General features: G+C 68.0%; 6 protein-coding genes and 1 pseudogene. 1 reads left to right on the forward strand and 6 read right to left on the reverse strand.

Features of this window, described 5'->3' with window-relative positions; translation table 11 throughout:
• Positions 1-15: 15 nt before the first annotated feature.
• The 6 genes and pseudogenes from HTY53_RS13330 to HTY53_RS13355 all read right to left on the reverse strand — a co-directional run bounded on the left by HTY53_RS13330 (position 16) and on the right by HTY53_RS13355 (position 11,959).
• Positions 16-6,732 carry an Ig-like domain-containing protein gene (locus tag HTY53_RS13330; RefSeq protein ID WP_174107012.1) on the reverse strand — a complete coding sequence of 2,239 codons (6,717 nt, stop codon included), beginning with the start codon at positions 6,730-6,732 and terminating at the stop codon, positions 16-18.
• 294 nt (positions 6,733-7,026) lie between these two features.
• On the reverse strand, positions 7,027-7,989 hold the full coding sequence (locus tag HTY53_RS13335) for an AraC family transcriptional regulator (protein WP_174107013.1): 963 nt from the start codon (positions 7,987-7,989) through the stop codon (positions 7,027-7,029).
• A 470-nt stretch (positions 7,990-8,459) separates the two neighbouring features.
• On the reverse strand, positions 8,460-8,789 hold the full coding sequence (locus tag HTY53_RS13340) for a DMT family transporter (RefSeq protein WP_174107014.1): 330 nt from the start codon (positions 8,787-8,789) through the stop codon (positions 8,460-8,462).
• Between the two features lie 112 nt (positions 8,790-8,901).
• Positions 8,902-9,390 (reverse strand): GFA family protein, encoded by a 489-nt coding sequence (locus HTY53_RS13345; RefSeq protein ID WP_174107015.1) that lies wholly within the window; start codon positions 9,388-9,390, stop codon positions 8,902-8,904.
• Positions 9,391-9,587: 197 nt separating this feature from the next.
• Positions 9,588-10,826, reverse strand: coding sequence for an NAD(P)/FAD-dependent oxidoreductase (locus HTY53_RS13350; RefSeq protein ID WP_174107016.1), 1,239 nt, complete (start codon positions 10,824-10,826; stop codon positions 9,588-9,590).
• Between the two features lie 213 nt (positions 10,827-11,039).
• A pseudogene (locus tag HTY53_RS13355) lies at positions 11,040-11,959 on the reverse strand (LysR family transcriptional regulator).
• Between the two features lie 189 nt (positions 11,960-12,148).
• Between HTY53_RS13355 and HTY53_RS13360 the strand changes: the two are divergent.
• Positions 12,149-13,141, forward strand: a complete 993-nt coding sequence (locus HTY53_RS13360; RefSeq protein WP_174107017.1) for a Bug family tripartite tricarboxylate transporter substrate binding protein — start codon at positions 12,149-12,151, stop codon at positions 13,139-13,141.
• Positions 13,142-13,147 lie beyond the last annotated feature (6 nt).

A 13,147-nucleotide genomic window follows, 5' to 3' on the forward strand; every position in this document is an offset into this window, starting at 1 on the left:
CGCCGCCCGCTTCGCTCAGACGAGAACCTGGCGATTGGCCAGCAGCGTTTCCAGATCGGTGTTGACGTTGTTCAGCGTGACCAGCGTTTCCATGCCGAAGGCGGTGCCGGCGCCGTCGCGGTCGATGTGGATGACCGTGTTGGTGCCGTCGCTGGTGGCATCCAGGAATTGCTTGATGCTGTCGCCGTCGTCGACCTTTGCCACGCCGTCGACGTAATGCGCCGGGCCATCGCCGTCGCCGGTGTAGCCGACCAGCAGGCTCGACAGGTCGATCACGTCGGAGCCGGCTTGCCCCGGCGCCGTCCCGACCGTGAAGTCGGTGATGATGTCGCTGCCGTTGCCGCCGGTGCCGTCGTTGGCCACGACTTCGTACAGGAACACATCGCTGCCGGCGCCGCCCGTCATCGTGTCGTTGCCGGCACCGCCGATCAGCAGGTCGTTGCCCGCGCCGCCGCGCATCGTGTCGTTGCCCGCGCCGCCGCGCATCGTGTCGTTGCCCGCGCCGCCGCGCAGCAGGTCATTGCCGTCGCCGCCGTCGAGCGTGTCGTCGCCCGCGTAGCCGTAGAGCCGGTCGCTGCCGCTGGTGCCGGTGCGCGTATCGGAGCCCGACGTGCCTTCGATGATCGCGCTGGACTGGCTCGATCCCAGCAGACCGGCGAGCACCTCGGCGCTGGCGAGCTGGGCTGCGTTGGCGGTATCGCTCAACCCGGTGGTGTCGGTCGCGGTGATCGTGAAGTTCGACAGCAGGTCCAGGCTGACGCCCAGCAGGCCGCCTTCGATCGTCACCGAGCCGAGCAGCTCGTTGAGCCGCAGCGTATCGATCGGTCCGCCGTCGGCCGACGTGATGGTCAGCGTGGACGAAGCCGCGATAATGCCCCCAATGCCACTGTTGTGATTCGGCACGACGGTAATACCGAGCTCCGCGGCAAGGTCGGCGTTGTATCCCAACCGCTGCAGCGGCAGGCCGAGCAGGCCGCCGTAGCGCAGCACCACCTGCTGGATGTTGTTGTTGTAGTCGCTCGCCCCGAACACCTGCTGCGAGCTCAGGTCGATCAGCCCGAGCACATTGGCGTCGACGATGCCGAGCAGCCCACCCGAGTCCTGCGCCGATACCTCCGGCGCGACGTTGGTTGAGATCGTGAAGGCCTGCGTGTCGCTGGTACCGAGATTGCCGGCCGCGTCGATCACACGCACCGTCACCGAGTGGCTGCCGTCGGCGAACTGATGATTGCTTGCCGACCATGACCACGTCGTGCCGTCGACGGTCGCCTGGGTCCAGGTATTGCCGCCGTCGTAGCTGACTTCGACCCGGTCGCCGGCGGCCAGCGGGGCGCCGAGTGTGCCGGAGAAGGTCGGCGTGGTGTCGCCGGTGATCCAGTCTCCAGCGGCGCCGGTATCGTCGGTGACGCCGGTGATGGTCACCGTGGCGGTCGGCGCCGCGGTATCGACGGTCAGGTTGAAGGCCGCACTGGCCGGGCTGGCATTGCCGGCCGCATCGGTCGCAATCGCCGTCAGCGCATAGCCGCCGTCCGTCAGCGGCGTGGTCGGCGTGAAGGTCCAGTTGCCAGTGCCGTCGGCGGTTGCCGTGCCGATCAGCGTGGTGCCGTTGAAGATTCGCACCGTGCTGTTGGCCTCGGCCGTGCCGGCGATCGTCGGCGTGCTGTCGTTGGTGCTGCCGCCCGAGGTCAAGGCGCCGCTGGCCGGATCGACATCGTCGGTCACGCTGACGATGACCGGCGCGGTCGGCGCCACGGCGTCGACCGTCGCGCTGCCCGGGGCGCTGGTGTTGCCAGCGGCGTCGGTCGCGGTGGCGCTGACGACGGTGCCGTCGGCCAGCGGGGTCGTGGGCGTATAGGTCCAGCTGCCGCTGCCGTCCGCGGTGACGGTGGCGTCGGGCGTGCCGTCGCCATTGGTGTCGATCGCGATCGTGCTGTTGGCCTCGGCGGTGCCTTCGATCACCGTGCCGTTGGTCGGCGCGATGACCGGCGCGGCCGGCGGCACGGCATCCACGGTCGCGGTGGCCGGCGCGCTGGTGTTGCCCACGGCATCGCGCGCCGTGACGCTGACGACGGTGCCGTCAGGCAGCGGCGTGGCCGGCGTATGGGACCAGTTGCCGCTGCCGTCGGCGGTGACCGTGGCATCGGGCGTGCCGTCGCCATTGGTGTCGATGTCGACGGTGCTGTTGGCCTCGGCGGTGCCCTCGAGCAGCGTGCCGTCGGTCGGCGCGATGGTCGGCATGGCCGGCGGCAGCGCATCGACCGTGGTGGTCGCCGGAGCGCTGACGTTGCCGGCGGCATCGCTCGCGGTGACGTTGACGACGGTGCCATCGGCCAGCGGCGTCGTGGGCGTATAGGTCCAGTTGCCGGTGCCGTCGGCGGTCACGGTGGCGTCGGGTGTGCCGTCGCCGTTGGTGTCGATATTGACCGTGCTGTTCGCGTCCGCGGTGCCCTGCAGCAGCGTGCCGTCGGTTGGCTGGATCGTCGGCGTGCCCGGCGCCACCGCGTCGACGGTGGCGCTGGCCGGTGTGCTGGTGTTGCCGGCAGCATCGGTCGCGGTGACGTTGACGACGGTGCCGTCGGCCAGCGGCGTGGTGGGCGTGTAGGTCCAGTTGCCGGTGCCATCGGCGGTGACCGTGGCATCGGGCGTGCCGTCGCCGTTGGTGTCGATATTGACGGTGCTGTTGGCCTCGGCGGTGCCTTCGAGCAGCGTGCCGTTGGTCGGCGCGATGGTTGGCGCGGCCGGCGGGACCGAATCGATGACGATCGTCGCCGGTGCACTGGCGTTGCCGGCGGCATCGGCCGCCGTCACGCTGATGGTCGTGCCATCGGCGATCGGCGACGTGGGCGCGTAGGTCCAATTGCCGCTGCCGTCGGCGGTCACGGTGGCATCCGGCGTGCCGTCGCCATCGGTGTCGATGGCGATGCTGCTGTTGGCTTCGGCGGTGCCGGCGATCGTGCCGCCATTGGCCTCGGTGATAACCGGGGCGGCCGGCGCAGCGGTGTCGACCGTGAAGTCGAATCCGCCGCTGACCGGGCTGGTGTTGCCGGCCGCGTCGGTCGCGGTGGCCGTCAGCGAGTAGCTGCCGTCGGTCAGCGGCGTGGTCGGCGAGAAGGTCCAGTTGCCGCTGCCATCGGCGACGACGGTGCCCAGCAGCGTGGTGCCGTTGAAGACCTGGATCGTGCTGTTGGCTTCCGCGGTGCCGGCGATCGTCGGCGTGGCGTCGTTGGTGCTGTCGCCGGAGGTCAGCGGCGCCGAGACCGGATCGACATCGTCGACGACCGACGTGATGGCCGGTGCGGCGGGGGCCGCGGCATCGACCGTGGCGCTGGCCGGTGCGCTGGTGTTGCCGGCGGCATCGGTCGCGGTGACGTTGACGACGGTGCCGTCGGCCAGCGGCGTGGTGGGCGTGTAGATCCAGTTGCCGGTGCCATCGGCGGTGACCGTGGCATCGGGCGTGCCGTCGCCATTCGTGTCGATATTGACGGTGCTGTTGGCCTCGGCGGTGCCTTCGATCACCGAGCCGTTGGTTGGCTCGATCGTCGGCGCGGCCGGTGCGGCGGCATCGACGGTGGCGGTGGCCGGTGCGCTGGTATTGCCCGCGGCATCGGTGGCCGTGACGCTGACGACCGTGCCGTCGGCCAGCGGGGTCGTGGGCGTGTAGGTCCAGTTGCCGGCGCCATCGGCGGTGACCGTGGCGTCGGCAGTGCCGTCGCCGTTGGTATCGATACGGACGGTGCTGTTGGCTTCGGCGGTGCCCTCGAGCAGCGTGCCGTTGGTCGGTGCGATGGTCGGTGCGCCAGGGGGCAGGGCATCGACCGTGGCGGTGGCCGGGGTGCTGACGTTGCCGGCGGCATCGGTCGCCGTCACGCTGACTGCCGTGCCGTCGGCGAGCGGGACACCCGGCGAGAAGCTCCACACGCCGCTGCCATCGGCGGTCACGGTGCCGTCCGGCGTGCCGTCGCCATTGGTGTCGATGGCGATGCTGCTGAACGGGTCGGCCGTGCCTGTGATGGTGTCGGCGCTGGCCTGCAGGATGACCGGCACGGCGGGCGCGGCGGTATCGACGGTGAAGTCGAAGGCGGCGCTGGCCGGGCAGGTGTTGCCGGCGGCGTCGGTGGCAACGGCGGTCAGCGAATAGCTGCCGTCGGCCAGTGGCGTGGCCGGCGAGAAGGTCCAGTTGCCGCTGCCGTCGGCGGTCGCCGTGCCCAGCAGCGCGGTGCCGTTGAAGATCTGCACGGTGCTGTTGGCTTCCGCGGAGCCGGCGATCGTCGGCGTGGCGTCGTTGGTGCTGTCGCCGGAAGTCAGCGGCGCGGAGACCGGATCGACGTCATCGACCACCGTGGTGATGACGGGCGCGGCCGGCGCGGCGGCATCGACGGTGGCGTTGGCCGGCGCGCTGACGTTGCCGGCGGCATCGGTCGCGGTGACCTCGACGACGGTGCCGTCGGCCAGCGGCGTGGTCGGCGTATAGGTCCAGTTGCCGGAGCCGTCGGCGGTCACCGTGGCGTCGGCGCTGCCGTCGCCGTTGGTGTCGATATTGACGGTGCTGTTGGCCTCGGCGGTGCCCTGGAGCAGCGTGCCGTTGGTCGGCGCGATCGTCGGCAGGCCCGGCGGCACGGCGTCGATCGTGGCCGTGGCCGGGGCGCTGGCGTTGCCGGCGGGATCGGTGGCGGTGACGCTGACCGTCGCACCGTCGGGCAGCGGCGTAGCCGGCGTATAGGTCCAGTTGCCCGAGCCGTCGGCGGTGACCGTGGCATCGGGCGTGCCGTCGCCATTGGTATCGATCGCGATGGTGCTGTTCGCGTCCGCGGTCCCCGCGATCGTGTTGCCATTGGCCTGGACGATGACCGGGACTGCCGGCGGCGCGGTATCGACCGTCAGCTCGAACGCCGTGCTGGCCGGGCTGGTGTTGCCGGCGGCATCGGTCGCGGTGGCCGTCAGCGAGTAACTGCCGTCGGCCAGCGGCGTGCTCGGCGTGAAGCTCCAGTTGCCGGTGCCGTCGGCAATCGCCGTGCCCAGCAGCGTGGTGCCGTTGAAGATCTGCACGGTGCTGTTCGCCTCCGCGGTACCGGCGATCGTCGGCGTGGCGTCGTTGGTGCTGCCGCCCGAGGTCAGCGGGCCACTGACCGGGTCCATATCGTCGGTGACGCTGGCGATCGCCGGTGCGACGGGCGCAACCGAGTCGATGGTGGCGGTGACCGGCCCGCTGCTGTTGCCCGCGGCATCGACCGCGGTCACGCTGACCGTGGTGCCGTCGGTCAGCGGCGTGGTGGGGGTATAGCTCCAGTTGCCGCTGCCATCGGCGATGACGGTGGCATCCGCCGTGCCGTCGCCGTTCAGATCGATCGCGATGGTGCTGCCGGCTTCGGCCGTGCCGGCCAGCGTGGTGCCGGTGGCCTGCGTAATGGCCGGGGCGGCAGGGGCGGCGGTATCGACGGTGATGACGAAGGCGGTGCCGGGTCCGCTGACATTGCCGACCGCGTCGGTGGCCGTCGCCGTCAGCGAATAGGTGCCGTCGGCAAGCGGCGTGGCCGGCGTGAAGGTCCAGTTGCCGCTGCCGTCGGCGACGACGGTGCCCAGCAGCGTGGTGCCGTTGAAGATCTGGACCGTGCTGTTCGCTTCCGCGGTGCCGGCGATCGTCGGCGTGGTGTCGTTGGTGCTGCCGCCCGACGTCAGCGGGCCGCTGACCGGATCGGTGTCGTCGGTGACGCCGGAAATCGCCGGCGCGGCGGGCGCGGCCGCGTCGACGGTCGTCGTCGCGGGGCCGCTGGTATTGCCTGCAGGGTCGGTCGCGGTGACGGTGACCGTGGTGCCGTCGGGCAGCGGCGAGGTCGGCGTGTAGGTCCAGTTGCCGTTGCCGTCGGCGATGACGGTCGCCTCGGGCGTGCCGTCGCCGTTCAGGTCGATGCCGACCGTGCTGCCGGCCTCGGCGGTGCCGCTCAGGGTCGCGCCATTGCTGGGATTCAGCGTCGGCGTGGCGGGCGCCGTGGTGTCGATCGCCACGTCGATCACCGTGGGCTCGCTGGTCTTGCCATCGGTGCCGGTCTGCGTGACGACGATCTGATGCTGGCCAGCGGCGAGCGCCGGCGGCGTGTAGCTCCAGTTGCCGTTGCCGTCGGCGTTGACGGTCACCGGCGGCTGGCCGTCGATCGAGATGTGGATGCGGCCGTTCGGTACGGCGCCCGTGCCCTGCAGTGTCGGCGTGGCGTCGTTGGTTGCGCTGCCGTTGGCGATCGTTCCCGTACCCGGCGCCTGGTCGTCCAGCAGGCTGACGGTCGGCCTTCCGGGCGCCGGGCGGCTGTCACCGCCGCCGCCACCACCGCCGCCGCCGGCCGCTGCGGCGATTACGCCGGCACCTGCCGCAACACCCAGGATGCCGAGCAGCGCCGCGCTGCTGCCGTCGGCGATCGGTTCGTAGACCACCGCCGATTCGAGGACGTTGTCGCCGCCTGCCATCAGCGCCTGGTCGAAGGTGGCCAGCCAGCGCGACTCGCCCTCGACGAACACCAGATTGTTGAAGTTCACGCCATTGGCGAAGAAGCCCTGGATGCGCAACGTTTGCCCATCCTTGAACTCGATCAGCAGGTCATTGCCTTCGCGCGCATAGTTGGCGACGTTGTCCTTGTTGCCGGCGACCAGGAAGTTGGCGGCACCCTCCGGTGCCGCGACGGTACTGGTCCCCGCGGGCACCGCGACATCGATGTGGTTTTGCAGAACAGCTGACGAGGCCATGCCTATCTCCTTGGATCGATCGGGACTACTGCTCACTATTGGAAATGCAGGGTATAAGTGATTTCCAAGTGGCGGTATGGCTTCGTCTGTGCGGTAAGCGATATAGTGCGTGCGATTGATATGGCTTGCGTTTTTTTGATAATGATTCGCTGAAAAGCCATTAATGCCGGTAGGTACTTTAAAAGAAAAAAACCCCTACGCCGGTAGGCGCAGGGGTATTGATTTTCCGACTGGATTAATTCTGATCTGAGCGATATTTATTTCATTGCCGGCAATTCAGTTGGACAATGCCGGTCAATCGCCGCGACGGGTCTCGGAAGGCGTTTCGCCAAACGCCATGCGATAGTCCCTGGCGAATTGTCCGAGATGGCTGAAGCCCCAGCGCCGTGCGATCTCGGCGATCGACTGCTCCGCGCCAGCGGTACGCAGGTCGGCGTGGGCGCCCTCCAGGCGCACCCGTTTCACATACCCCATCGGCGTGAAGCCCTTGAACTTGGCGAAGCCGGCCTGCAGCGTGCGGATGCTGACGCGGGCGGCGGTCGCGATGTCGGCCAGTCCGAGCGCCGCGGTGGCGTTGGCATGGATGTATTCGATCGCCCGGCGCACATGCCGCGGCGAAGGGCCGCTATGCCGGCGCGCCATATAGACCGAGTAGTTGTGCGGGATCTCCTTGAGCATGGCGAAGATCACGGCGTCCTGCACGCTCTGCACGATGTCCGGGGCGATGGCGTGCGGGCCGCCATCCGCGTTGAAATAGCGCCGCGCCGCCCGCACCAGTTCGCCCGCGAAGCGCACGCCGGAAGGCACGCCGCTGCCGGGCGAGAACTTCACGCGGTGCGTCACCGGGCGTTCGATCGACTGCGATAGCCGGCCGTGCAGGCGCGCCGCATCGATCCGGATGATTTCGTAGCGGCCGGGGCCGAATCCCCACGCGGTAACGCGCCTGGCGTCGGCGATGGTGGTGCCTGGCGGCAAGGGCCGCAGTCCGTCCTGCTCGGTCGCGAGCGACAGCTGACCTTCGGCGTGGGTGACCAGCAGATAGCCGTCGTGCTGACAAGGCAGCCGCAGGCAGAGCGTGGTGTCGGTGGCCAGCGTATGCACGGCCATGCCGTCGAGATAGTCGATCTGGATATCGAGCCTGGGCCGGCTGCCATCGGCCTCGATCGTGATGCCGGGATAGTGGCGGCCAAGCCAATCCTGCGCCTGCGTGACGCTGGACGCGACGATTGCGTCCGTTCCAATGCGGGTTTGTGCCATACGCCAGATTCCGTCCTGCCAAAAAACGAGCGCACGCCTGGCCGGCTAACGCTACAGGCGATCCCACAAAGGGCCGCGGCAAACACCGCGGCAAAACGGGTTGGCTGAATCAGGCGATGGCAACAGACCGCGACAATGACCCTCGATATTCCATGGCAATGGAATATCCATCAATTGGCATGGGCTGTGCCCGGATGCCCCCCCGGAATGCTTCGGTCAAAATTGGCACCGGAATGCGATCGTGTACCGCTGCAATGGAATGCGTCGCTTCGTCGAATTACCGTTTGCCAGTTGGTTGACTTTAGTTTTGTTTATATCGATATTGAATAATGTCTTAATCGATTGTTATTAGCGTACTGCATTTTTTACAAATGGTGGAAGCTTCCAACGCACTTTTTAAAGCGCTTACATTTGTTTGCAGTTGGTAGGGTGTCGGTAGGGGTAGCGTACGAGGCGGCGGTGTCGCCGATTCAATGCGTGACCGACTTCGACCACAGATTGATAACCAGCACGCCGGCCATGATCAGCGCGATGCCGATCAGCGCCGGCAGATCCAGCCGCTGGCCGAACAGCAGCCACGCCGCCACCGACACCAGCACGATGCCGACGCCGGACCAGATCGCGTAGGCGATACCGATCGGCACGCTGCGCAGCGTCAGCGACAGGCAGAAGAAGGCAATCGCATAACCGGTCACGACGACCAGCGAGGGGAGGGGACGGGTAAAGCCGGCGGCGGCCTTGAGCGCGGTAGTGGCGATGACTTCGGCGACGATGGCGATGGACAGGTAGATCCAGTGCATGGGATGGCGCGGTCTCGTATGTCGACGGAGGCCGAAGAATAACAGGCGTGTCGATGCCGCTCTCGCTTCGCGGCGCGGGCCGCGGCGGCGATCCATCCCGTGCGACAACGGCTCAGCGCTGCTCGAGGCCGTGTCGCTGATGCCATTGCGCCAGCGATTCCTCGGGCCACTGCGCGCAGTGCACATGCCCCTTGCCGCCTGGCACCTCGACCCACGGCGCCGCGGAGTCGAGCTCCGCTTCGACGATCTCCGGCGGGCGCGGCAGCGGCGTATCGATGGCCGAGGCATGCGGATAGACGCGCTCCGGTTCGTCCGGATTGCGTATCCATAGCGCACTGCCGCATTGGATGCAGAAATGCCGCTCCATCGGCGAACGCCTCGCGCGCTTGCCCGGCTCGCGTATCACCGCGTGATAGATGCCGATGTGCTGGCGGCCGCGTACGCGCAAGGTGTCGTTCAATGCGCCGATATTGGCCGCGTATCCGCCGGCGCCGGCGGTCTTGCGGCAGATCGAGCAGTAGCAATGCAGATAGGGATAGGGCCAGGGCGATTCCACGCTGAAGCGGACCGCGCCGCAGTGGCAGGAGCCTTCGAGATGCATGCGACCTCCGATAGGTTGGCGCGAGCGTCGCCGACGCGTCGCTCGCCGTGGCTGCCATCGGATTTTGCATGACATCGGAGCGAGGTGGCAGGCCCCGGCGTCACAGGATCGCGCCCTTGCATGCCTTGCTTCCAGGCGTTGCCAGGGGGCTCGTTCGGGCCCTGGTTTGAGCCGTCTTTCGAGTCCCGATTCGCGCCTTATTCGAATCGCGCAGGATCGTAGGGCTGCGGATCGACGTAAGGCGTCTCGCCGTCGATCAGCTCGGCGAGCAACCGCGCGGTCGCAGGGCCCAGCGTGAAGCCCTGATGCGCATGCCCGAAATGGAACCACAGGCCGCGATGGCGCGGGGCGCGGCCGACCACGGGCCGCATGTCGGCCACGCACGGCCGCGCGCCAATCCAGGGGTTCGCTTCGACCGCCGCGCCGAGGTCGACGAGGTCGCGTGCGTAGCGCTCGGCCGCCGCCAATTGCACCGGCGTCGGCGGCGCATCGTGGTGAGCGAATTCCGCGCCCGTGGTCAAGCGAAGACCGCGGCGCATCGGTGCCAGCACGAAGCCGCGCTCCGCGTCGAGCAGCGGCAGCGTCGGCATATGCGCGCTGGCGTAGTGCCGGTGGTAGCCGCGCTTGATGAAAAGCGGCAGCCGATACCCCAGCGGCCGCGTCAGCGCCGACGCCCACGGCCCCAGCGCAATGACGGCCTGCGCGGCAGACAGTGGACCGGCCTCGGTCATCACGCGCCAGCCGCTGCCGTCGGGCTGCAGCGTCGTGGCATCGCCACGGCGCACGATGCCGCCTTGCCGCTCGAACAGCGCGGCGTAGCGCTGCACCAGTTCGCCGGGATCGCTGACTGTCCACGGGTCGCGCCAATGGATCGCCCCCGCGAGGCCGCCACGCAGCGCGGGCTCGGCGGCGCGCAGCGCGGCTTCGTCGAGGACGGCGCAATCGAGTCCATGCTCGCGCGCCACGATCGTCGCGGTGCGCACCGTGTCGTCGAACGCGCGTCGGCTGCGGTATGCCTCGAGCCATCCCGCCTTGCTGACGAGGTCCTCCGCGCCGGCGGCGGCGATCAGCTTTTCATGTTCGCTGACGCAGTGCCTGACCAGTGCCGCATAGGCGGCGATCGTGCCGGTGTAGCGGTCCGGCGCCGATTCGCGCCAGTAACGGGCCAGCACGGGCAACAGGCGCAGCATCGCACCGGGGTGGTAATGCACGTCGTTGCCCCGGCGGGCGATCACACGCAGGATCGTTTTCCAGTCGCGCGGGAACGCATACGGCTGCACCGCCTCGCGCTGGATGAAGCCTGCATTGCCGTAGGACGTTTCGGAGCCCGGTGCGGCGCGATCGACGAGGACGACCTGGTGCCCGCGATGACGCAGCGCGAGGGCGGTGCTGACACCGACCATGCCGGCGCCGAGAACGAGGATTTGCTGTGACATGAAGGCAGCGGTTCGCGCGAAAGGTGGATCAGGTGGATCAGGTGGATCAGGTGGATCAGGTGGATCAGGTGGATCAGGTGGATCAGACCGGGATTGCGATTTTCGCCGCGCCGCGCCTGGGCGGGGGCATGCGATGCGCGCAATATTCCGAACGCTCGATTGCCTATTCGGCAATCACGAATGCGGTAATCGCGAAAGCGGCAATCACGACAATCACGAATGCGGAAGCTCGATCAGGCCCTGCCGTAGATGCTCGACGAAGGCGCGCGCCGCAGGCGGCAGCTTGCGGTTGGCCAGCGTCTGCACCTCGATCTGCCGCTCGTTCATCTCGCGATCGCGCAGCGGCACCGCGGCGATGGTGCCCGCCTTGAGCCTGCCGCGGATCGATACCTCGCCGTAGAAGCAGATCGCTCCGCCGCCGGCCGCCGCGAAGCTGACCAGCGAATCGAGCTGATTGCTCGAGAACACGGTCTGATAGCGCAGGCCTTGCCGGCTGCAGCCGGCGTCGAGCAATTGCCGCACGGAGCTGTCCTTCGGCGGCAGCGCCAGCGGATAGGTGGCGACCTGCGCCAGCGACAGTTGCCGATGCCGCGCCAGCGGATGGTCCGGCGCCATCACGGCCAGCACCGGAGCGGGGTGCCGCAGCTCGACGTGGATTTCCGGCTCGGGCAACCACGCCAGCGTGATGCCGATATCCGCCTCGCCATCGCGGATACGTCGCGCGATATCGCCTTGCGGACAAACCTCCAGTTCGAAGTGAATGCCCGCATGGGTCTCGCGAAAACTGGCGGCAAGGTTCGGCAGGAACTCGTGCGCGATGCCTTCCACGGCCGCCAGCCGCACGCGCCCGACACGCAGCCCACGCAACGCCTGGATATCGCCGGCCACGCGCTCGATGTCCTGCTGCGAACGCTTGGCGAAAGCGGCCAGCAACTCGCCCGCCGCATTCGGTACCAGACCGCGCGCGCGTCGATCGAAGGCAGCGTGTCGAGCTCGCTTTCCAGCTTGGCGATCTGCCGGCTGACGGCCGACGGTGCGACGTTCAGCTTGATCGCCGCATCCTTGACCGAACCGGTGCGGACCACTTCGAGGAAGTAGCGCACCGCGGTCTCCTGCAGGGCTCGATAGGACATGGAATATCGACGTCAACGTGGCCGAGCGACTTGGGGAAAACCCGCTCCGGGATTGCGCGGATGATTGCCGTTTCGGCAATCGAGTGTTCGAAACATTGCGACGATTCTATGCGAAGTTTGACATTAGGATGACATCGAGCCGATGCACTTCCACCGGCATCGCCTTGGATTCTTACGAGAGAGCATTCCATGCGTCCTTCCGCCTCACCCGTCCGTTTCCTGTTTGCCGCCACCGGCCTGGCGCTCGTTGCGATGGCGCCGTCGGCGGCCTTTGCGCAGGACAGCTTCCCCGCCAAGCCGATCCAGCTGGTGCTGCCATTTCCGCCCGGCGGCGCTACCGATGTGGTCGGGCGCATCGTCGCGCAAAAGCTCGGCGAGCGGCTCGGCAAGACCGTCGTGGTCGAGAACCGGGCGGGCGCAGGTACCGTCGTCGGCGCCAGCTACGTCGCCAAGGCCGCGCCGGACGGCTACACGCTGCTGGCCAGTTCCGGCACGACGTTCACGGTCAATCCCGCGGTCTATCCGAAGCTGCCGTACGACCCGCAGAAGAACTTCGAACCGATCGGCCTGATCGGCGTGACCGGCCTGATCCTGCTGGCCAATCGCGATGTGCCGGTGAACAACCTGAAGGAGTTCGTGGCCGCGGCGAAGAACGAGCCGGGCAAGTACTCGTACGGTTCGTTCGGCGCCGGTACCACCGCGCATTTCGCCGGCGAGCAATTGCTCAATCTGACGGGCGCCAGGCTGCTGCACGTGCCGTACAAGGGCAGTGCACCTGCGATGACCGACCTGATCGGCGGCCAGATCCCGTTCAGCATCGACACCGTGGCCGCGGCGCTGCCGCAGGTGCGCGCCGGCAAGGTCAAGGCCATCGCGGTGACGACGGCGAAGCGCTCATCGCTGCTGCCCAATGTGCCGACCGTCGCGGAGGGCGGCTATCCCGGCATGGATGCCAGCACGTGGATCGCGCTGGTCGCGCCGCGCGGCCTGCCGGCCGACGTGCATGCCAAGCTCGAGAAGGCGCTGGCCGATACGATCGCCGATCCCGACACGCGCAAGAAGCTCGCCGACAACGGCATCGAGCCGTCGTTCGCATCGGGCAAGCAGGTCAGCGCGCTGATCGAGAAGGAAATTCCGCAGATGCGGGCCATCGCGCAGCGCGCCAACATCAAGCTCGACTGACCCGCC

Origin of the sequence: Cupriavidus gilardii, from assembly GCF_013314895.1 — a bacterium.
GTDB classification, from domain to species: Bacteria; Pseudomonadota; Gammaproteobacteria; order Burkholderiales; family Burkholderiaceae; genus Cupriavidus; species Cupriavidus gilardii_C.

Bases quoted from the DNA above. Each gene is read 5' to 3' on its own strand.
- HTY53_RS13330 (WP_174107012.1), bottom strand. From the start codon at position 6,732: ATGGCCTCGTCAGCTGTTCTGCAAAACCACATCGATGTCGCGGTGCCC.
- HTY53_RS13335 (WP_174107013.1), bottom strand. From the start codon at position 7,989: ATGGCACAAACCCGCATTGGAACGGACGCAATCGTCGCGTCCAGCGTC.
- HTY53_RS13340 (WP_174107014.1), bottom strand. From the start codon at position 8,789: ATGCACTGGATCTACCTGTCCATCGCCATCGTCGCCGAAGTCATCGCC.
- HTY53_RS13345 (WP_174107015.1), bottom strand. From the start codon at position 9,390: ATGCATCTCGAAGGCTCCTGCCACTGCGGCGCGGTCCGCTTCAGCGTG.
- HTY53_RS13350 (WP_174107016.1), bottom strand. From the start codon at position 10,826: ATGTCACAGCAAATCCTCGTTCTCGGCGCCGGCATGGTCGGTGTCAGC.
- HTY53_RS13360 (WP_174107017.1), top strand. From the start codon at position 12,149: ATGCGTCCTTCCGCCTCACCCGTCCGTTTCCTGTTTGCCGCCACCGGC.